This window comes from Ruegeria sp. BHSB196 (assembly GCF_059613135.1).
Map to the genome: position 1 here is coordinate 13,115 of NZ_JBXWRY010000043.1, position 18,994 is coordinate 32,108.

Genomic DNA, 18,994 nt, shown 5'->3' on the forward strand with positions numbered 1-18,994 from the left:
CATGAAACGTATGACCCAAGCTCTTGCCATCACGCTCGCCCTGTTCCCGGCGGCACAGGCCCTCGCAGAGGCAACGGCGATCGACGTCCGCAAGACGAACGGTTGCGGCTGCTGCCTCTCGTGGATGAACCATCTCGAAGAAAACGGGTTTGCGCCGACGGGCGAGAACATGTTCGGTGGGTTGCTGGTTCGCTTCAAGCTCGACAACGGCGTGCCGCAGCGCATGGTCTCCTGCCACACCGCGCTCATTGATGGCTACGTGATCGAAGGCCATGTCCCAGCCGCTGACATCCGCCGCATTCTCGAGGAGCGCCCGGACGCCGTCGGCCTCGCTGTTCCGGGGATGCCCTATGGCTCGCCCGGCATGGGGCCAGAAGACGACCGCGAGGCCTATGATGTCTTCCTCATCCGCAAGGACGGGTCGACGGAAGTCTTTTCGAGCTACGCCGAAGGATAATCTGGCCCGCCCATGGAAAATCTGTCTCCGATAGTGCTCGGCTTTCTCGGAAGTCTTGCCGCCGGATCGCTCACAGCAGTCGGAGCAGTTCCCGTGCTGTTCGGGCGCATCCCGTCTCGGGCCACACGCGATCTGTCGCTCGGCTTCGCTGCCGGTGTGATGCTCGCCGCTTCTTTCTTTTCGCTGATCATCCCGGCATTGGATGCGGCAGAACCGATGTTCGAGAACGGCGCGATGCCTGCGGCCATCGTATGCGTTTCGATTCTTCTGGGCATGGGGGCTGTCGCCCTGATGAACGAAAAGCTGCCGCACGAGCACTTCAAGACGGGACGCGAAGGGCCGGAAGCGGCGTCTTTGCGGCGGGTCTGGTTGTTCATCATTGCGATCACGATCCACAACTTCCCCGAAGGCCTTGCCGTGGGGGTCGGCTTCGGATCCGGAGGTATGGAAGGCGGCCTACCGCTCGCCATCGGCATCGGGCTTCAGAATGCGCCCGAAGGATTGGCCGTCGCTGTATCTCTGCTGGGCGAGGGATATCCGAAGCTGCGCGCCTGGGGCATTGCGGCGCTGACGGGCATGGTCGAGCCGATTGGCGGCCTGCTCGGGGCCGGGATCATCACACTGTCGGAACCGCTGCTGCCATGGGGACTGGCCTTTGCCGCGGGCGCAATGCTCTACGTCATCAGCCACGAAATCATCCCCGAAACCCATCGCAGCGGCCATCAGAACAGGGCAACGCTCGGTCTCGCTGTCGGGCTCGTTCTAATGCTGTTTCTCGATGTCTGGTTGGGATGAGGCAATGTCATCATACAAAGTATCTCCGATGATCGGCATATTTGCAGCGCTTGCTGCGTTCGCGATCGATCAGATCACCAAAGCCATTGTCGTTGCGAATGCCGTCACTATTAGCGCTGGGATTTCCGTGTTTCCGGGATTCAACCTCGTCTTTTATCGTAATGACGGCGTGACTTTCGGGATGCTGGGCGGCAGTCCGTGGTGGAGCCTAATCGCTCTCGCTCTTGCCATCTGTGTTTGGCTAGGGGTTATGCTGTTTCGCGCCGAAAATGCGGTCGAAACACTTGCCTATGGCGCGATCATTGGCGGAGCCCTGGGCAATGTCATCGATCGTGTGCGGTATCGGGCTGTAACAGACTTTCTCGATTTCTACATTGGCACAACACATTGGCCTGCCTTCAACTTGGCCGACGTATTTGTCGTCAGTGGCGTGGGGCTCTTGCTCGCCGCGCCATGGATCAGCGCGCGGCGTTCGATCAAGTCGTGAAGCCGGAAATTCTAAACCGCATCGCTCTGCGCCACCGTTTTCTTTCGCGGATGACGCTTGGTTTCGCCGCCGGGGCGCTGACCGTTCTGACTTTCCCGCCTCTTTCGATTCTCCTGCTCGTTCCCGTTGCCTATTCCGCGTTGTTTGTCGGGCTTCGCGATCTCTCCTTCGGGCGCGCTTTCCTCGTCGGCTGGGCGTTTGGTCTCGGCCAGTTCGGTTTCGGGATTTCGTGGATTGCAGAGAGTTTCTACGTCGAGGCCGAGCGGTTCGGGGCGATGGCGATCCCGGCCGTCGCGGGATTGTCCGCAGGTCTCGCGATTTTCCCGGCCATTGCCGCCGCGCTTTTCGCCGAAATCGCGCGGCGCGGAGCCCTGGGTAGTCTCTTGGCTTGCCTCCTGTTCGCGACCTCCTGGACCGCTGCCGAGTGGTTGCGAGGTCACGTTTTGACAGGATTTCCGTGGAACCTCGCCAGCTACGCTCTGGTCGATTACGCCGCTCTTCGCCAGCCCGCCGCCTGGGTCGGAAGCTATGGGTTAAGCTTTCTCACCGTGTTCGTTGCGGTACTCCCCGGCGCGGCTGTCATGGTGTCCGGGCGGCAACGATTGACCGTTTCGCTCATGGCGCTGGCCGGCATCGCGACGATGTGGGCTGTCGGCACGCTTCGCCTCCAGTCGGATGCACAACAGCCACCCACTGTCGACCTGCGCATTGTCCAAGGCAACATTCCACAAGAGGAGAAATGGGCGCCCGAGAATCGCGAGGCGACATTCGCGCGCTATCTTGAGCTTTCAACCCGGCGCGGCGATTTCGACGTTCTTCTCTGGCCGGAAACCGCCTTTCCGGGTTTCCTCGATGAGGATACGGAGGCGCAGGCCCGCATTGCCGCTGCGCTAACGGAAGGCAGCGTGCTGCTCACCGGGGTGCCGGACCGTGTACCGAGCGACGATGGCACCCGATATTTCAACACGGTCCAGGCTTTTGGCGCGACCGGCAGAATCCTGACCGGATACGCGAAACACCATCTCGTACCCTTCGGCGAATATGTGCCATTCCGTGGCTGGTTGCCCATCGAGCGGCTCACGGCGGGCCTGGGCGATTTTACGCCCGGACCGGGCCCGAGAACGCTTGCGCTTCCGGGTGTGCCGCTGGTCGCCGTGGCGATCTGCTATGAGATCATCTTCCCAGGGCATGTGGTCGACGACCTGTTCCGGCCGGACTGGATTTTCAACGCGACAAACGATGCCTGGTTTGGCACCAGCATCGGACCCGAGCAGCATCTGGCTTCCGCACGTACGCGCGCCGTAGAGGAAGGCCTTCCAGTCATCCGAGCCGCGAATACGGGCATCTCTGCGGTCATCGACGCGAGCGGAGAGATCGTTGCGCGGCTCGATACCGGCGAAACGGGCATCATCGACGCTAGCCTGCCCTCCGCGCGACCGCCGACACTCTACGCGAGCTTCGGGGACTGGATGCTGTTGGCGCTCATCTTGGCTTCGTGGAGCTGGGCAATGGCGCCAATGCGACGGCTCACTACCGCCGCATGAGAAAGACCGTCATGCAAAGATGTGGATAGGTGTCCCGTCCTTCACCATTGCATAGATGTCTTCGATCTCCCGATCCGTGACCGCGATGCAGCCAGCTGTCCAGTCGCGGACATTTGTCGGGTCGATGCCGGGGCGTGGGCCACCATGGATGAAGATGTCGCCGCCGGGGGAAAGGCCCTGCGCTTCGGCAAAGGCGATGTCGGCCTCGTTCGGATAAGAGATGCCAACTGAAAGATGATACGTACTTTCAGGGTTGCGCTTATCGACAATGTAGGTGCCCTCCGGGGTCCGGCCGTCTCCCTCGAATTGCTTGTGACCCTCAGGAGCGAAACCCAGCCCGACCGGATAGGTTTGCAATACGCGATCGGCTCCGTCGAGAACAAGCAAGCGCTGTCCCTTGTAAAGCCGAACACGGGTCACCTCGGGTCCGCCATAGCTGCGGAACTTGCTGGCACACCCGGACAGAAACGCTGCCAGCCCGCCCAACAGGACGGCGCGGCGGGGAAATCGGATGGTCTTCACTGCTCGATGCCTCTTTGGTGAGGTCTGATATGGACATCACGTTACTTTGCAAATGCAGCGTGATCAATGTCCGTGGGCAAGCGCGGCCTTTGCCATCTGTGGGCCAACCTGCTCACCGCCGGACGGCGGCGCCTTGGCCTTTTGGCTGTTCAGCAGGCGCAGGGCGTTGGCCACCACCAGCAATGACACTCCTACATCGGCTGCAATAGCGCCCCACATCGATGCCACTCCGAAAGCGGTAGCGACAACGAAGACGCCCTTGGTCGCCAAGGAAATACCGATGTTCTGATGGATAATCGACATTGTCCGGCGCGAATGACCGATCAGCCAAGGCACCTTCCCGAGGTCGTCTGTCATCAGGGCAATATCCGCCGTCTCGATTGCCGCGTCCGAACCAACGGCACCCATTGCGATGGCGTAATGCGCGCGCGCCATGGCCGGGGCGTCGTTGACCCCGTCGCCGATCATGGCCACCATGTCATGCGTTTCGACCAGTTCTTCGATGGCTGTCACCTTGTCTTCGGGCAGAAGCTCGGCACGGACCTCGTCGATGCCGACCTCGGCTGCAACAGCGCGCGCTGTCCGCTCGTTGTCGCCCGTCAGCATAACGATGGTCTTCACGCCCTGCGCGTGGAGCTGTGCCACGATGCCCTTGGCATCGGGGCGGATACGGTCGCGCAATTCCAGGATGCCGGTGACGCCGGTGTCGTCGCCCACGGCAACAAGGGTGCTGCCGGCCCCTTCGATGCGGTCGCGCAGATCCTTCGGAATGGCGTCGCCGAAACCCTTCTCCTCGGCAAACCGGTCGGACCCTAGCCAGATCGACCGGCCGTCTGTGCGTCCTTCAAGTCCCCTACCTGGAACGGTTCGGGTATCTTGCGCGGCGGACACATTGATGCCGTCGGCTTCTGCCCGCGCGAGAATGGCGCGCGCCAAGGGATGCGAGGAACGTGCCTCCAGCCCAGCGGCGAGGGTCATCAGATCTTGCGCCGATGCTTTGCCCAGCGGATGCACCGCCGCCACCTCCGGCTCGCCCATGGTGATCGTGCCGGTCTTGTCCATGGCCAGTGCAGTGGTCTTGCCCGGTGCCTCAACATATGCACCGCCCTTGATCAGCACCCCAGCCCGCGCTGAGGCGGCGAGTGCGGCGACGATGGAGACCGGTGTCGAGATGACCAGAGCACACGGGCAGGCGATCACCAGCAGCACGAGTGCATTGTAGAACCAATAATCCCAGGCCCCACCGAAAATGAGCGGCGGCAGCAGGGCAATTGCAATGGCGAGAGCCATGACGATAGGCGTGTAGATGCGGGCGAACTTCGCCACCCACTGCTCCACCGGCGCGCGGCGGGCATGGGCGTCACCGACCATGCGGATGATCCTGGCCAACACGGTATCCGAGGCGGCCTTCGTAGCGCGCACCGTCAGTGTGCCTTCGCCGTTGATCGTACCGGCATAGACTTCGTCGCCCCGTTCCTTTGGGACCAGCGCACTCTCTCCGGTGATTGGCGCCTGATCGACGGCCCCTGCCCCATCGACAACCTCACCATCCAATGGGATGCGGTCTCCGCCGCGCACGACGAAACGTACGTTGATAGCAACCGCGGAAGCCGGTACGTCCGCTTCCGAACCGTCATCATAAAGAATTCTTGCCGTCGGCGGCGCCAGGTCCAGCAGAGCTGAAACCGCATTCCTCGCACGCCCGACGCTCCAGCTTTCGAGGAAAAGCGAGAGCGAGAAGAAGAACGCAACCGTCGCCGCCTCGAAAAATTCGCCGAGGCCAATTGCACCCGCGACTGCGACGACCATGAGCAGGTTCATGTCGGGCGACAGCCGCCGTGCGGACGACCATGCCTTGGGCGCCACGAGCCAAACACCGAACAGGATCGCAACCGCGAATAACCCTGCCTCGACCAGTGGCATCGGCGCTTCGCCGTGCCCTGCGAAGAGGCCGAGTGCCCCCCCCATGCCGGTCTCGATGATGTGCCACAGAAATCCCGCGGCCCAGAAGCCACCACTGAGCGCCGTAAACAGCCGCTGGCGTGCAAGATGGGCCGCCTGGTCGACCGACGCGTTTTCGGCATCCCAGGGCTTGGCGGTCATGCCGGTGCTTGCGACCAGTTCTGCAATTTCGCCGTCCGATACACTCTTGGCGCTGTCGAGGATAGTCATCCGTCCATTGATCACGTCGAACGCAAGATGTTCGGCCCCGCCGATCTTCGGGCCGACCACCTTGTTTAGGATTGCTACCTCCTCGGCGCAATCGAGGCCGGACACCTGAAAACTGCGCCCGCCCGCTGGCGCGGGGGTCGCCGGAACGATGTCGCCGCACGTTCCGGCGACCCCGCAGCAGCTGCCGCCGCTTGTCTGGGCATCTTCGGCGTGATCGTGGTCGTGACGATGGGTGTCGGACGGCATGAATGGACCTCTGGATTCGGGTGCTTTACCATGACATAGCCCCTACAGTGGCTAGAGCTTCAAGAGCAAAATACGGTGGTATTTCAGATTGTTTTATTGCTACACGGTTTGATGACCGGCTCGTTCACCCCTTGAGGCATGAGAACCGATCGAAGGAAAACCAGAAACGAAAGGAAGCTCGATGCGGGGTTCGATGCTGAAGCAAAAAATGATGGTTGCGACGGCGCTGTCGCTCCTCGCTGGATGCGCCATTGCTCCAAGTGGCAGTAGCGACCCGGCGAATGCGATCGGGAATGTGCCTGAGAGCGTGGTGGCAATGGCGGCGCCCGATCAGAATATATCGACCGCCCGCCTCAGGCCGGAAGACGGCTGCTATTGGTACGAGCACAGCGGCCCGGTGGAGGTGACCTTGCTCCCTCTGCGAACAGCGAACGGCAACCCGATCTGCGCCGCGCGCCCAACCTGAGATCGATCGACGGACCGCAGGCACGTTGGCCGACCGAGCGCTCCCTCAGCTGCGGGCTGTGACGCTGTCCTCTGCCGAATACAGGTGAGCTGTAGAGCCGAGTTCTACATTCGGATAGAGATCGTTGATGTGGGCCATGACCATCCGCACGCAGCCTGAACTCGCGCGACCGCCGATGCTTCTCGGGTAGGGTGTGCCGTGGATCCGGAGATAGGTGTCGCGATCCCCGACATAGAGATAGAGTGCCCGTGATCCGAGAGCGTTTTCCGGCCCTGGTTCCATCCCATCGGCCCATTGTGCGTTCACGGGATCGCGTTCGATCATGTTTTGTGTTGGCGTCCAGTGCGGCCACCTGACCTTGCGCTTGATGGTATAGACACCTGGCTCGTAGAGGTTGCCCCGCGCGATCGCCACGCCGTAGCGCATCGCGGTTCCACCCTCTTCAATGTGGTAGAGATATCGCGCGACCGCATCGACATGGATATCTCCCGGCACGAGACCGTCCTTCGCGACGACTCGTTGCGGCAGGAACCGCAGGTGCAATCCCCATGGGTTGGAAGTCTCGGCAACATAACCCTGAGGCGTCACCTGTGCGTCCCATTCAGCCTTCTGAGCCTCGGTGGGCCAAGTGTCGGCAAAAGCCATACCGGGACCGGTCACCGAAAAAAGCGCCGTTGTTGTCTGAATGAAGTGTCGTCTTGTCAGCATTTCGTACCCTTTCGGTTCTCACCGGCGATTGATGGCAAGAACGGTATGTGTTCTCCTTGAACAGATAGGACTTCTAGTGGCTAGAGGTTCAAGGGCAAATTTTCGTAAGTAAACATGCGATCCTTGCAGTTTCCAGTTTGCTAGGGAGGAGAAAACTGCTCGCACGATACCTGGTCCGAAGTTGCGCAGCGACAATTCGTTAAGTCGCAGATTGTCTGGAAATTTAGGCACAGCGGCTTCGATATCGCGACCATGAGATCGGGAACGTCACGGCACAGGGAACTTACGCCACTCGCAAATGCTACGATGCCATCTCTGGCTCCGGCTCTCATTCCGTTATTTCGCCCCGTTACAACCTTCACCCACTGGAGCTTCAAGCGATCAATTGTCACAAAAACGTGAGACGAATGGCTAACGAACGCTTTGGGCTGGAAAAGCCTTGTCGCATTCGAACGGAAAGTGGCTTAAACGATCATCTGGGGCGGCACTAAAGCGTGCCAGGTCAAGCCGGTGTCAGCCTCGACAAATGACCTATATTAGGTCAGCTTTCCACATGCGATACCTCCCGTGCCCCGTCACCTCGCGGATCAAACCGCTTGCCTCCATCCATGCGAGATTGCGCTGAACGGCGGCGCGGCTGGCTCCGGTCATGGCCTCAGCCATCGGGGCGGAGACCAAGGGCCATTCCGTGAAAACCTTTCGCAAGGCAACCGGCGTGCGGCCAGATAATTGCGCCATGACGTTTTCTGCCCGCCCGATCCACACTTCAATATCATCAAGTGTTCGCATCGCCGTTAGAATTGCGCTGTTCATCCCATCCAACCAGCGGGCCAAACGCTCGGGTGGCAAGCCCGAAACGCGCAGCCCCCCGGCCCCGGCCATAGCGAGCGGCGCGAAGATGGCACCGCTTCCATCGCTGGTCGCGATCCTGGACGCGGTGACGGCAGCTTCGATCTGGTCGCCGTGGCGTCCGAGGCCCGCCAAGCTCCACAGGTGATACCCCATGCACGCCCGCGTGATCGGGTGGAGACCCTTTGCGGCTGCCATGACGTCCAGCCACCCACCCGCGCGATCCTCGAAACGCTCAGCGCTGTCTTCAATGTTCTCGGGATCGCGGCGATCCAGGAAGGCGGCCAAGTCAGCTTTCGGTCCAGGACCGCCTGTTAGGCGCCGAACAGCCCATCCAACTCTTGCCAGTGCATTTGGGTCATCCTGTGCACCTGACAGCCGCATCGATATCCAGAGCGCCAGACGATCAGAACTCACCCGATCCCCTGCGAACCAGCTGAGATCCGCTGCCTCGATAAGAGCGAGGCGATGCCGCCAGCCTTCCGGGCCACGCAGCAGCCGGTCATCCAGAGCTCCCAGGCGTCCAGCCACTCTTGCCAGTCGCGCAGCGTGAACGCCTTCTGCTTTTGCCCAGTCTTCGACGACAGCAGTGTCGGGCGGTTCCGCCCGTGGCCCTGGAGGCAAATCATCCGGTTCTTCTTCAAGTGACCTAGGTAGAAACCAGAGATCGTCTTCGTGAGCCTCTTCATCCTCCTCGATGGTGATAAGGGGGTCGTCGTAATCATCAGTCAAAGAAGAGGCTTGCGTCACCATGTGTGCAAAATACTGATTTTTTGCACATTGCCCAGGCGTTTTCGTGGCCGCTGCCTGCGCCCTTTATATAGTACGAGCGCGCGACTGCAGGTGAAACCTCTCAGATCGCTTTCAGCGCAAGGAAACCAAAGGTTTTTGGACGAGCACGACGAGAGAGCACCTACTTGCATTTGTTTACAAACGGTCGTTTAGTAGTGATATCGTAAATTGCAAACGGTCTTTTCATGCCCCTGATAGGCTACGCCCGTGTTTCCACAGAGGATCAGACCCCCCTGCCCCAGTCTGAGGCCCTGCAATCTGCGGGTTGCGTCGAGATCTTTGAAGAGCACGCCTCGGGCGGCAATCGCGCGCGACCGGTGCTGGCACGCGTGCTCGAACGCGTCCAGAGCGGCGATACGCTGGTCGTTGTGCGGATCGACCGGCTTGCGCGATCTCTGTCGCACTTGCTGGAGGTGATCGAACGTCTGGAGGCCAAGGGAGCTTTCTTCCGCTCCCTGCAGGACCCCATCGACACCGCTTCCCCGCAGGGCAAGTTCACATTGCAGGTTCTGGGCGCTGCGGCCGAGTTTGAACGTGCTCTGATCCGCGAGCGTACCAAGGCTGGGCTTGCCTCGGCACGCGCTAAAGGGCGCGTAGGTGGCAACCCAGGCCTTCGCGCCAAGGACCCCGCCGCGCTGCGCAAGGTGCGGCTGGCGCGACAGGACGGCTACATGGAGCGCCTGACCGAGTCTGCGCAGGATTGGGTGCCCCATGTGCGCCGTTTGCGCCCCGATATGGCTTGGGAAGACGTCCTGCGGATTATCAATGCCCCCCTGCCCCATGATCGTCATTGGACCCAAAGCCGCCTGCTCCGCGCTGTGAAGGCATATGTGCGCGACGGGTTTCTGCCCGATGAAGTGCTTGGCCGCGCCGGACGGCGCGAAACCGATGACCGCCTGCCCGCAATCGTCGCCGGCATCAAGGGCGCGGATCCAGACATCACGCTTCAGGCAATCTGCGACCGGCTTGAATCGATGCGTGAGCGCACCCCTCGAGGCCGCACCAGCTGGCAACCGTCCTCCGTCAGGATGCTGTTGGAACGGGCGGAGCGACTTGGTCTAATTCCATCAGAATCGGCTCACTCCCGACTGTAACTAGCAGGGACTCATCCAACTGAATCTATCGCTCCAGACGCCGTCAGAAGGTCAATTGTGCCATTGGTTGCATGGGTTTAGCTGAAACCATCCAAACAATTCGGATCGGTAGCTTGAAGCGCGATCGCGACGACTTAATGCAATTAAATCAAACATTTGCGGCTATCCTGATGCGACTGAACGTATTGGTGCTGTGGATAACTTTCACACTACATCTAGATTCTTCTTGCCGGACTCACTGGATCGTGGCATTCCCATTCTGACGGCAAAATGCGTCAGATACGCTGTACACCGTCAGAATGACCAAGAGCCTCAACAGAGGCCGAGAGTGGGCGGCAGGATATGGATGATCGTAACGTTGGATACGCGCAAGGCATAGGCTCTTCCGACATCGGAGCATTTGCCGACAATCTGGCTGAGTCTTTGGATCGCCAGATGAAGATCGCTTTCGAGCCCGAAGAACGAAAGTCCCTGCGCCGTTTCAGTTCTACCGAGGTTGCCAGCCTCTTGCGCGTGAGCACATCTAACCTGCGCAACCGGCACAAGGACGGCAGCTTCCCGGAAGTGCATACAGACAACCGCGGACACCGGTTCTACACAGCCCAAGAGATTGATAAGTTGCGCGATATTCTGGGGCGCACTGGAAAGAACGCAGAAAGTTACCGTCCTGGTCGACGTGAGGGCGATCGTCTTCAGGTGATATCCGTCGTCAATTTCAAAGGCGGATCGTCAAAAACGACAGCAACGATACATCTTGCACAACGGCATGCCTTGCGAGGCTACCGAGTATTGGTTTTGGATCTCGATCCGCAGGCAAGTCTGACCACCTTTTTCGGCTTTCGGCCCGAGCTCGAGTTCGCCGAAGGCGGCACAATCTATGATGCCCTGAGATATGAGGAACAAGTTCCGCTCTCAGCCGTCATCCAAAAAACCTACTTCCATAAGCTCGATATGGTCCCAGCGGGCCTAATGCTCTCGGAATACGAAACCGAGACGGCAAACGCCCTTGCTCGCCGGGTGCAGCCCATATTTGCGGAGCGTCTCGCCTTAGCGCTTGAGGAAGTAGAGGCGAATTACGACATCGTCCTAATCGACTGCCCACCTCAACTTGGTTTTTTGACCCTTACGGCGTTGGCAGCCTCGACGGGGCTTTTGGTAACCGTGGTACCCGGCATGCTCGACATCGCTTCCATGAGCCAGTTCCTGAAACTTGCTTCGGAAACGGTCAAGGCCGTGGAAGAAGCCATTGGCCGGCGCGTTACCTGGGACTTCGTAAAGTTCTTGATCACGAGATACGAACCGTCGGACGGGCCCCAGACGCAAATGGCGGGCTACCTAAGATCAATCTTGGCCGGACAAGTCATGACTGAACCAATGTTGAAATCTACGGCAATCTCGGACGCTGGTATGACCCAGCAAACCGTCTACGAAGTTGATCCGAGCCAGTTCATCAGGAAAACGATTGATCGCGCTCTGACCAGCGTGAACGGCGTTGGCGATGAGTTGGAACAAACAATTCAAATGGCATGGGGGCGTCGCTGATGGCCCGAAATATCTTCAATCAGCCTCCAAAGGACGAGAAGGGGAGCGCAGCCCCCTCCCCTACCCCGCCAAAAGCGGCAAAACTGCCAGGGTCTGTTGGCGGATTGCGCGACTCTTTGCGCGAGATTACTGCGAATTCGATCCGTGACATCGAGCCCGACCAGATTGATATGGATGGCCTGCGCGATCGGTTGGTGCTGGAGGATTCCAGCATTGATGAGTTGGCCGAAAGCATTCGCAAGCATGGGCAACAAGTACCAATTATGGTCCGTCCATCAGCGCAACCGGACAGATACCGCATCATCTACGGACGACGCAGGCTTGCAGCGATCCGCATGGTCGGCGGAACGGTCAAGGCGATCGTTCGGACCTTGGATGACGACGCTTCTCTGATCGCACAGGGCCAAGAGAACAACCTCCGACTAGACCCGTCTTTCATTGAGAAATCTATTTTTATCAAAGAGATGCAGGAATCAGGTTACAAGCCAAACGTCATTCAGGATGCTCTCGGATTGACACGGCAGGGCGTGTCCAACCATCGCGTCGTCATAGAGCAACTGCCAGAAGGGCTTGTACAGCTAATAGGGCCGGCACATGGCATCGGACGACGGCAATGGGGTGACCTGGCCGCTTTCTCGAAAAAGATAGATCTGGTGAACACGGCCAAAGAGGTGATTGCAGCGCTGCCCGACGAAACTCCGAGCGCGGAAAAGTTTCATGCAGTCTACTCGGCTTGCTCCAACAAGGCGCGTAGCGACAAGAAACAAGCCAACGGCAGCCTAACGTCCGTCGTCAAAGATGCGGACGGTAGCTCTGTGGGAACGCTGATAGTCGATCAAAAAACGATCGCCATCAAGATCGCCAAGAAGGACCACCCAGAATTCGGCCAATGGATCGAAGAGCGCGCGGAGGCAACGCTTTTGCAGCTCTTCGAACAGTGGCGGAATGAGAGCGGCTCTGGGTCCTAAGCCCCGAGCCACACAGAGTAACGCGAGCAGAGGAGAAAAGCGAAGACCAGAAAGAAAAGAGCCCCCCAAAGTTTCCCCTGGAGAGCCCTCATCATTCGATTAGCACTCATGATGTAGCAACCTCCAACAAACCGGTCAAGAGTCACCGATTCGGTGGACCGATTTTTATTGCCTTTTTCTGAGCGAAATCTCGGAAAGAGACTGGGAAGTTGTGGGCCGAACGGTCGTCGTGAACAAACCATGGCATTTACAAAACTATCGATCAGAACCGCTGGTGCTGATGCATCACGCGGCTCAACTTCTGCGGCTGAAACCGACATCTGGACCATCTTCAGGGCACTGAGAGATGCACGTAGCGTATTCGGTCTGCGTCCTGGCCATATCCAAACACTTCAAGCCATGCTCAGTTTCTTGAAGCCCGGCCATGGTGAAACGGTTTTCGCGTCCAACGACTCGATTTGCCAGCGCGTCGGCGGAATCGACGAACGGACACTCCGCAGACACATCAATCGCTTCGTCGAACTCGGGTTCATCAAACGCAATGACAGTTCAAATCGGAAGCGCTACCGCGTTCGCTCGTCCAGCGGGGAATGCATCAGTTATGGACTGTCTCTTGCCCCCCTCCTCCAACGCGCGAGCGAGCTTATCGCCATCGCACATGAGATGGAGAACAACCGGCGGGATCGGATGTTTGTCCGCAAACAGATCCTAACAAAGCTCGCCCATTTGGAAGAGCATGATCCCAGCAACACATTCATCAACCATGCACGGAGAGCTCTACGCAGGAAGCTGAGCCTTCCCGAATACCACGCGCTGCTCGCCGACACGGACAAAGAATGCCTGACTTTGCATACCCCAGATGACCCACCAGAAACTGTGGAATTGCCCGCCAATGACGGACAAACTGTCCGGCACCAATCTATGTCAGAAGAAGAAAAAAAAGATTTAGATAGCAACATAGGCAATGAAGCTCTGAAACCAGACTTGCTAACCTCAGTTTGCGATCAAGCGACATCGTTCTCCACAGAGAGGCTTAGAAACTGGTTGGACATTGAAAACCATGCTCGAATTCTTGCACCCATGATGGGGATTCACCCAGATACATTCGAGAAAGCCAAGAATGCAGTAGGAGCTCAGAAAGCGTCATGCGCGATCTTCATCATGCTACAACTTGGACAACGCATCAGGGACTTTGGAGCGTATTTTCACAGTATCACCTTGGGCCAACGTCGAGACCAGTTTGATCCAGTGATTTTGATCAAGCGTCTGTCCAAACCTGCTATGCAAACCGCTTAGTGTCCACCGCGGTGGACATCTGGCCCGCAACCAGTCCAATGACGCGCGCACTCTCCACGTGCATCAAAGCGACCGAGCCAAATTACACTAGGGCGATATCGCACGGTCAATCCGTGTTCCTCCGACCCGCTGATGTCCACCGCGGTGGACAGAACAGGCACCAAGTCTCACAACTCACATGCGTGACAGCCGCTCTTCGTCATCCACCACTTCCAAAGAACCGATATTGTCAGTCCAGGCCCACAACACGATGTTGAAGTCCGATGATAACGCGCCCTTCGCAAAACTCTGGATCAGAAGCCCCGCAAACCGATCCGCTATGAGGGCGCGTGCTAAATCCTGTGTCGGCACAGGTTGGCCATCGAGCATCTTCATGCGCCATGCAGGGTCGGCAAGCATCGCCTCGGTCGCGTTATACCGGTCAAGTCCGTCCTGATCGCGGGTATCGAAAATAGGCCCAAGGTCGGCTTTGTAGGACACCAGGATCGTGGGTTGCAGGCTGCCTACCTGGTTGGCTTCTCTAAGAGCGGTCGCGGGATCCAGCGAGGTGTAGAGGGCAGGGGTGCCCTTGGCATTAAAGCGCCCTCCATAGAGTTCAGCGCCTCGTCCGGACAGAGGTTCACGCGCATAGACCGGGTTCAGGGCGCGATAGAGTGGCCCTGTGTAGCGTCCCTCTTTCAGCGGCATCAAGCAAAGACGCCCGCATCGACCGCATCGATGTATTCCAGAACTTGCTGCGCTTTGCCTTCCTGAACCAGCTGCATGGCTGTTCGGCCATCAAAGCCGGGCAGGGGCTCTGACCGGTACCATGCATAGGCCATCAATTCCGAGCCGAAGCGGGGTTCGACTTTGTTCAGCACCTCTACCAATTCGCGCAGGCGGCGCTGCGTCTTGTCCGAACCGATGCGGGCTCGCCTCTGCAACGCGTCTTTGCCCAAGCCGACAGTCAATGCGATCTCTTCTGCTGATGTGCGTAGCACCGCGGCGATCTTGCGCGGTTCGAATTGCCCAGCTTCAGCAAAGTTCGTGATGTGCATGATCTATGCTCCTACAGTTATACTGACGGTATATAGCGCCAACATTGCTGAATTTCAAGCTGACAGGAGATGCTGCGCCTTCGTTTTCCGTGCTAATCCGTAACGCTGCATTGCTCTAAACGAAGCAAATCCTGATTTTTCGGCTTGAGAAGTCGCCGTTGGAGCGCTTTTGCCGATCGAGAACGTCAGATAAGTTATTGATACTATGAGAAAGACTGCAGCAGTCGGACCGGGGTTGCCGATATGGCTTGCCGATCTTGGATCGGAACCGCCACTTACTGCATGCAGTCACTGGGGTCCGCGGTGGTGTCGGACCCTCGGCCGTTCCCCCGGACCAGTTGGCTGGTGAAAAGGGAAAGTGGACTTCGGATTTTTGTGACTGACGGATGAGGGCCTTTGGGGTCCCTCAGATGGGTCCGGGCCGGGTTCCGGTCTGCCGTTCCTGATGAAGGGCATTCCCATGCAAACAGGTGTCTTGCGCGTGCTCCGCGCAACCGCCGCCTCCTGGTGGCGGCATAAAGAGCTGCGCCGAACTGGCCAGACGGCGCTGGCACAGCGGCTCGAGCGGAAAGCCGTTCTCCGCGATCTCGGCTATCTCAAGCAGGCCGCGTCATTGCCAAATGCGCATGTGATCTGCGGGGAGGGTGGGACGTTCATCCATCTCGGTTGGACCACCGTGTCGAGTTTCGCGCCGATCGAGCGCTTTCCCTTGGCTGCCCTCGCGGTCGCCCGAGGAACCCCGTTCATCGACATCCGACCCATCCGTGACGTCATCGCCTTCGCCAACCTGCCGCGGGTGACCTGGGACGGATCGGTCGACCCTGACTATTCGGGTCCCGGCAGGTCTGTCTCGCTGACCAGCTACATCGACATGGTCGAAGAGCTCGGTGGGAGCATCACCAACGATCCACGGCTCTGTCGATCAACTTAGTCGTCACTCCCCCTCATCAACACTCGAAAGGACGCCAGCCATGGCTCGATCCCGCACGCCCAAATTCGATGCCTCCGAGGTCATCACAAACGAAATCATCCGTATCATTGAGCGCGGCGTCCTGCCTTGGCGCAAGCCCTGGACCGCTGGCGGCAGCTCTCGTCCCCTGCGCGTGGGCGGTGAACCCTACCAGGGCGTGAACAACTTCCTGCTGACGATGCGAACGGTGATGGCGGGCCATAGCTCGCCATTCTGGATGACGTTGCCGCAGGCCAATGCCTTGGACGCAAAGGTTCGCGAGGGCGAGAAGTCGTCTGTCGTCGTCTACTACGGACAAAGCCGGACGAACGCCGCCGATGAGGACAGTCGCAGCGATGGGGATGATAGCTCTGAGGAAGCCCGCATCTTCCGCTTCCAGAAATCCTACCGCGTCTTCAATGCCTGCCAGATCGAGGGCCTGCCCGAGAGCTTCTATCCGGACCCCGAGCCAGTGCCTGAACCTCCGCCGTCCAAGCCCATCCCGCACATGCAGGCGTTTTTCGACGCCATCGACATCACGACCGTCTTCACAGGGACGGAAGCCTACTATTTGCCACCTGTAGACAAGGTGTTCATGCCATCCATTTCCCGGTTCGAGAACCCGCGGAATTTCTACGGGGTCTGGGCGCATGAGCTCGCCCATGCCACCAAGGCGCGCCATCGGCTGAACCGCGACTACGGTCTCTCGCGCTTCGGCAACACGGCCTATGCCCGCGAAGAGATCGTCGCCGAGCTGACCTCGGTGTTCCTTGGCCAGACGCTCGGCTTTACGGCCCATACGCTCGAGCTGAACGCGGCGTATCTCTACAATTGGCTGCGCGTTCTGCGCTCGGACAAGGGCGCCATCTTCAAGCACGCCTCTGACGCGCAGCGCGCCTGCGACTACCTGATCGCACGGTCGGAGGCGGGGAGGGCAGGGGAGGACGCCGAGGCCGCCTGACCACAGGGAGACCGGAGACTCCCATGTCACGCAAGGAACCCAAGACGCTGCGGGTGGCCTGCTTCGAAGACGGCCGCCGCAAGATCATCTCCTTCAAACGCGGTGCCTATTGGTGGAGCCCGTCCGAGGGCGCCTATCCACTTTCGGCAGCGCTCGAGACCATCAAGGAACAGGGCGGCTGGATCGAAACCATCCCCAACCCGAATTACAGACCCAAGGGGCTGTTCGGGTAGGGCACCTTCTGCTTCGGTCCTTCCGCCAAGCGGAAAAGAAAAAGCTGGCTTTGGGAAGGGTGTTTCAACTTCTCAAAGGAGATCCCTATGTCCATGATCGTTCAACCCCAGCCAGACCGTCCAGATCCGACCGTGATCGCGGCGCAGAACGACGCGTTTCGCAGGCTTGCCTGCCTCGGGGTGCCGCCCGCGCAGCCCATACAGGGCCGCATGCATGTGACCCGCTCGCTTATTGAGGCCGGTGACGGCTTCATGGCCGAGGCGGTGAAGGCCACGGGCATGTTCGAGACCTTCGAGCCCGAAAACGATCCCGAAGGATGGCATGATTTCGGGGCGGTCGAGATCCGGGGCGAGACCGTGTTCTGGAAAATCGACCTCTATGAGGCGGATTCTGATTTCCGCTACGGGGCCGAGGCCCCGGACAATCCCGCCACGACCATGCGCGTGCTGACCATCATGCTGGCGCGAGACTGGTAGAAGGGCAGGGGACTACTCCCCCTGACACCCCAAGAAATGAAGGCCCGCTGACCCATCAAAGGGAGAGTGGGCCTTTCGTCGTCGTGATCCCCGCCCTTGGGGATTGGTCACGCGCAAGCGCGCGGGCCGCATCCTACCCATCGAAAAGGACATCCCATGACCGCAAGCTTCAAACCCATCTCCGTCACCATCGGCGATCTGGTCCCGCATCCCGCCAATGTGCGCAGCAACTCACCAGAAACCTACGACCCCGAGAACATCGCGCATCTGAAAGCCAGCATCGCTGTTCTGGGCCTGCTCCAGCCTCTCCTGGTCCAGAAGATCGACGGCAAATATACCGTACTCGCAGGCGGTCGCCGCCATGCCGCGCTGAAGGAGCTGGTCTCGGACAAGGCCGCCAAGGGGTTCACCGCGAAAACCAAGATCGACTGCCGCCTCGTGCCGGAGGATTGCGATGTCACCACGGCTCTGTCGCTCGCCGAGAACATCACGCAAGCGCCGATGAATGCCATCGACGAGTTCGAGGCTTTCGCGCGGATGATGGAAGTCGACGATCAGACGCCTGAGACGATCGCAAAGACCTTCGGTACCACGGTGGCCGCTGTGAAAGGCCGGTTGCGCTATGGCCTTATCCATCCGGACATCCGGGATGCGGCGCGCGCCAAGGCAATCACGCTCGATACGATGAAGGCCTTTGCCGAGCATCCCAGCCAGACAGTGCAGCGCGAGATCTATGAGGCCCTCACCAAGGAAGACAGCTACCTGCAGGCCTATACCGTCCGTCAGGCGCTCAAATCCCGCGGTGTGCAGGTCAGCGACGATATCGGAGCTTTCGTCCGCGAGGACTATGAGGCGCGTGGCGGTGCCGTCGCGGCCGATCTGCTGGAAGAACATTCCGTGCTCGAGGATGCGGCGCTGGTCGAAACCATCCTGCTCGAGAAGCTCGGTGCCGCCGCCGAAGAGGCTCGCATAAAGCTGGGCTTTGCTTGGGCCGATGCGATGGTCCGCTATGATTACGCTACCATGGCCGACTACGGCCGGGTTTATCCCGGCCCGATCGAGCCGGATCAGGCTTCCCAGAAGCGCGTGGATGAGATCACCGCCGAACTTGAGAAACTGCAGCTCGAAATGGAGGATGAGGGGCTCGAGGACGATGCCTACAATGCGCTCTACGACCGCGTGGACGCCTTGGAAGAGGAAGCCCGCGACCTTCAGGAGGCCTACAGCGCCGAGGACCTTGCGCGTGGGGGCGTGATCGCGTCGTGGCAAGGTGGTCAGGTGACGCTCCATCTGGGCCTCGTCCGCCCGGAGGACACCGTGAAAGAGAAGGGCGCGCCCAGTTCCTCGACCAACACGACCGGGCAGGAGGCCCCGGACGCGGGCGAAATCAGCTACCCAG

The 18,994-nt window shown here is 59.4% G+C and carries 20 protein-coding genes; 14 read left to right on the forward strand and 6 right to left on the reverse strand.

Annotated elements, in window-relative coordinates:
* Nucleotide 1 precedes the first annotated feature (1 nt).
* The 4 genes from AC2FNJ_RS16825 to lnt are packed head-to-tail and all read left to right on the forward strand — an operon-like array spanning nt 2 to nt 3,283.
* Nucleotides 2-457, forward strand: coding sequence for a DUF411 domain-containing protein (locus tag AC2FNJ_RS16825; RefSeq protein ID WP_274582274.1), 456 nt, complete (start codon nt 2-4; stop codon nt 455-457).
* Nucleotides 458-469: 12 nt separating this feature from the next.
* Nucleotides 470-1,252, forward strand: coding sequence for a ZIP family metal transporter (locus tag AC2FNJ_RS16830; RefSeq protein ID WP_274582275.1), 783 nt, complete (start codon nt 470-472; stop codon nt 1,250-1,252).
* Between the two features lie 28 nt (nt 1,253-1,280).
* Nucleotides 1,281-1,739, forward strand: coding sequence for a signal peptidase II (gene lspA / locus AC2FNJ_RS16835; protein ID WP_274582276.1), 459 nt, complete (start codon nt 1,281-1,283; stop codon nt 1,737-1,739).
* Nucleotides 1,706-3,283: an apolipoprotein N-acyltransferase gene (gene lnt / locus AC2FNJ_RS16840; RefSeq protein WP_274582277.1), complete on the forward strand. Its 1,578-nt coding sequence runs from the start codon at nt 1,706-1,708 to the stop codon at nt 3,281-3,283. Before lspA ends, lnt begins: the two co-directional genes overlap by 34 nt.
* Before the next feature lie 9 nt (nt 3,284-3,292).
* Here lnt and AC2FNJ_RS16845 read toward each other — a convergent pair whose 3' ends face one another.
* Together AC2FNJ_RS16845 and AC2FNJ_RS16850 are read right to left on the reverse strand one after the other, a co-directional pair.
* A complete protein-coding gene (locus tag AC2FNJ_RS16845; RefSeq protein WP_274582278.1) occupies nt 3,293-3,805 on the reverse strand; it encodes a L,D-transpeptidase family protein in 513 nt (170 codons plus the stop codon).
* Nucleotides 3,806-3,868: 63 nt separating this feature from the next.
* The gene (locus tag AC2FNJ_RS16850) at nt 3,869-6,223 is read right to left on the reverse strand and encodes a heavy metal translocating P-type ATPase (RefSeq protein WP_274582279.1); all 2,355 of its coding nucleotides are present in this window, start codon (nt 6,221-6,223) and stop codon (nt 3,869-3,871) included.
* Nucleotides 6,224-6,404: 181 nt separating this feature from the next.
* Between AC2FNJ_RS16850 and AC2FNJ_RS16855 the strand changes: the two genes are divergently transcribed.
* Nucleotides 6,405-6,689, forward strand: coding sequence for a hypothetical protein (locus AC2FNJ_RS16855; protein WP_093454916.1), 285 nt, complete (start codon nt 6,405-6,407; stop codon nt 6,687-6,689).
* 45 nt (nt 6,690-6,734) lie between these two features.
* Here AC2FNJ_RS16855 and AC2FNJ_RS16860 read toward each other — a convergent pair whose 3' ends face one another.
* Together AC2FNJ_RS16860 and AC2FNJ_RS16865 are read right to left on the reverse strand one after the other, a co-directional pair.
* Entirely contained in the window at nt 6,735-7,397 is a 663-nt protein-coding gene (locus AC2FNJ_RS16860) for a L,D-transpeptidase (protein WP_093454917.1), read from the reverse strand.
* Between the two features lie 531 nt (nt 7,398-7,928).
* On the reverse strand, nt 7,929-8,999 hold the full coding sequence (locus AC2FNJ_RS16865; protein ID WP_093454918.1) for a hypothetical protein: 1,071 nt from the start codon (nt 8,997-8,999) through the stop codon (nt 7,929-7,931).
* A 224-nt stretch (nt 9,000-9,223) separates the two neighbouring features.
* Here AC2FNJ_RS16865 and AC2FNJ_RS16870 point away from each other — a divergent pair, with 224 nt between their 5' ends.
* From AC2FNJ_RS16870 to repC, 4 genes are all read left to right on the forward strand, one after another.
* Complete coding sequence (locus tag AC2FNJ_RS16870) at nt 9,224-10,132, forward strand: recombinase family protein (protein ID WP_496765829.1); 909 nt, start codon at nt 9,224-9,226, stop codon at nt 10,130-10,132.
* Between the two features lie 342 nt (nt 10,133-10,474).
* Nucleotides 10,475-11,674: a plasmid partitioning protein RepA gene (gene repA / locus AC2FNJ_RS16875; protein ID WP_496765830.1), complete on the forward strand. Its 1,200-nt coding sequence runs from the start codon at nt 10,475-10,477 to the stop codon at nt 11,672-11,674.
* Entirely contained in the window at nt 11,674-12,642 is a 969-nt protein-coding gene (gene repB / locus AC2FNJ_RS16880) for a plasmid partitioning protein RepB (protein WP_496765831.1), read from the forward strand. Before repA ends, repB begins: the two co-directional genes overlap by 1 nt.
* A 240-nt stretch (nt 12,643-12,882) precedes the next feature.
* Entirely contained in the window at nt 12,883-13,938 is a 1,056-nt protein-coding gene (repC, locus tag AC2FNJ_RS16885; RefSeq protein WP_496765832.1) for a plasmid replication protein RepC, read from the forward strand.
* A 174-nt stretch (nt 13,939-14,112) separates the two neighbouring features.
* On the opposite strand, the gene AC2FNJ_RS16890 is transcribed toward repC, so the two are convergent.
* Both AC2FNJ_RS16890 and AC2FNJ_RS16895 read right to left on the reverse strand, forming a co-directional pair.
* Entirely contained in the window at nt 14,113-14,625 is a 513-nt protein-coding gene (locus tag AC2FNJ_RS16890) for an RES family NAD+ phosphorylase (protein WP_496765833.1), read from the reverse strand.
* On the reverse strand, nt 14,625-14,975 hold the full coding sequence (locus AC2FNJ_RS16895; RefSeq protein ID WP_027264271.1) for an MbcA/ParS/Xre antitoxin family protein: 351 nt from the start codon (nt 14,973-14,975) through the stop codon (nt 14,625-14,627). The genes AC2FNJ_RS16890 and AC2FNJ_RS16895 overlap by 1 nt, the downstream gene beginning before the upstream one ends.
* A 445-nt stretch (nt 14,976-15,420) precedes the next feature.
* On the opposite strand from AC2FNJ_RS16895, the gene AC2FNJ_RS16900 reads away from it, so the two are divergent.
* The 5 genes from AC2FNJ_RS16900 to AC2FNJ_RS16920 all read left to right on the forward strand — a co-directional run.
* Nucleotides 15,421-15,906, forward strand: coding sequence for a hypothetical protein (locus AC2FNJ_RS16900; RefSeq protein WP_496765835.1), 486 nt, complete (start codon nt 15,421-15,423; stop codon nt 15,904-15,906).
* Between the two features lie 40 nt (nt 15,907-15,946).
* Entirely contained in the window at nt 15,947-16,885 is a 939-nt protein-coding gene (locus AC2FNJ_RS16905; protein WP_496765837.1) for an ArdC family protein, read from the forward strand.
* Nucleotides 16,886-16,908: 23 nt separating this feature from the next.
* Nucleotides 16,909-17,118 carry a DUF6330 family protein gene (locus AC2FNJ_RS16910; protein ID WP_496765838.1) on the forward strand — a complete coding sequence of 70 codons (210 nt, stop codon included), beginning with the start codon at nt 16,909-16,911 and terminating at the stop codon, nt 17,116-17,118.
* 87 nt (nt 17,119-17,205) lie between these two features.
* Nucleotides 17,206-17,595 (forward strand): DUF3768 domain-containing protein, encoded by a 390-nt coding sequence (locus tag AC2FNJ_RS16915; RefSeq protein WP_496765839.1) that lies wholly within the window; start codon nt 17,206-17,208, stop codon nt 17,593-17,595.
* A 156-nt stretch (nt 17,596-17,751) separates the two neighbouring features.
* The coding region (locus AC2FNJ_RS16920) for a ParB/RepB/Spo0J family partition protein (RefSeq protein ID WP_496765840.1) at nt 17,752-18,994 on the forward strand (1,243 nt) is incomplete at its 3' end.

Excerpts from the sequence above, each read along its gene's own strand:
- AC2FNJ_RS16825 (WP_274582274.1), top strand. The coding sequence starts at position 2 with ATGAAACGTATGACCCAAGCTCTTGCCATCACGCTCGCCCTGTTCCCG.
- AC2FNJ_RS16830 (WP_274582275.1), top strand. The coding sequence starts at position 470 with ATGGAAAATCTGTCTCCGATAGTGCTCGGCTTTCTCGGAAGTCTTGCC.
- lspA (WP_274582276.1), top strand. The coding sequence starts at position 1,281 with ATGATCGGCATATTTGCAGCGCTTGCTGCGTTCGCGATCGATCAGATC.
- lnt (WP_274582277.1), top strand. The coding sequence starts at position 1,706 with ATGGATCAGCGCGCGGCGTTCGATCAAGTCGTGAAGCCGGAAATTCTA.
- AC2FNJ_RS16850 (WP_274582279.1), bottom strand. The coding sequence starts at position 6,223 with ATGCCGTCCGACACCCATCGTCACGACCACGATCACGCCGAAGATGCC.
- AC2FNJ_RS16855 (WP_093454916.1), top strand. The coding sequence starts at position 6,405 with ATGCGGGGTTCGATGCTGAAGCAAAAAATGATGGTTGCGACGGCGCTG.
- AC2FNJ_RS16860 (WP_093454917.1), bottom strand. The coding sequence starts at position 7,397 with ATGCTGACAAGACGACACTTCATTCAGACAACAACGGCGCTTTTTTCG.
- AC2FNJ_RS16865 (WP_093454918.1), bottom strand. The coding sequence starts at position 8,999 with ATGGTGACGCAAGCCTCTTCTTTGACTGATGATTACGACGACCCCCTT.
- AC2FNJ_RS16870 (WP_496765829.1), top strand. The coding sequence starts at position 9,224 with ATGCCCCTGATAGGCTACGCCCGTGTTTCCACAGAGGATCAGACCCCC.
- repA (WP_496765830.1), top strand. The coding sequence starts at position 10,475 with ATGGATGATCGTAACGTTGGATACGCGCAAGGCATAGGCTCTTCCGAC.
- repB (WP_496765831.1), top strand. The coding sequence starts at position 11,674 with ATGGCCCGAAATATCTTCAATCAGCCTCCAAAGGACGAGAAGGGGAGC.
- repC (WP_496765832.1), top strand. The coding sequence starts at position 12,883 with ATGGCATTTACAAAACTATCGATCAGAACCGCTGGTGCTGATGCATCA.
- AC2FNJ_RS16890 (WP_496765833.1), bottom strand. The coding sequence starts at position 14,625 with ATGCCGCTGAAAGAGGGACGCTACACAGGGCCACTCTATCGCGCCCTG.
- AC2FNJ_RS16895 (WP_027264271.1), bottom strand. The coding sequence starts at position 14,975 with ATGCACATCACGAACTTTGCTGAAGCTGGGCAATTCGAACCGCGCAAG.
- AC2FNJ_RS16900 (WP_496765835.1), top strand. The coding sequence starts at position 15,421 with ATGAAGGGCATTCCCATGCAAACAGGTGTCTTGCGCGTGCTCCGCGCA.
- AC2FNJ_RS16905 (WP_496765837.1), top strand. The coding sequence starts at position 15,947 with ATGGCTCGATCCCGCACGCCCAAATTCGATGCCTCCGAGGTCATCACA.
- AC2FNJ_RS16910 (WP_496765838.1), top strand. The coding sequence starts at position 16,909 with ATGTCACGCAAGGAACCCAAGACGCTGCGGGTGGCCTGCTTCGAAGAC.
- AC2FNJ_RS16915 (WP_496765839.1), top strand. The coding sequence starts at position 17,206 with ATGTCCATGATCGTTCAACCCCAGCCAGACCGTCCAGATCCGACCGTG.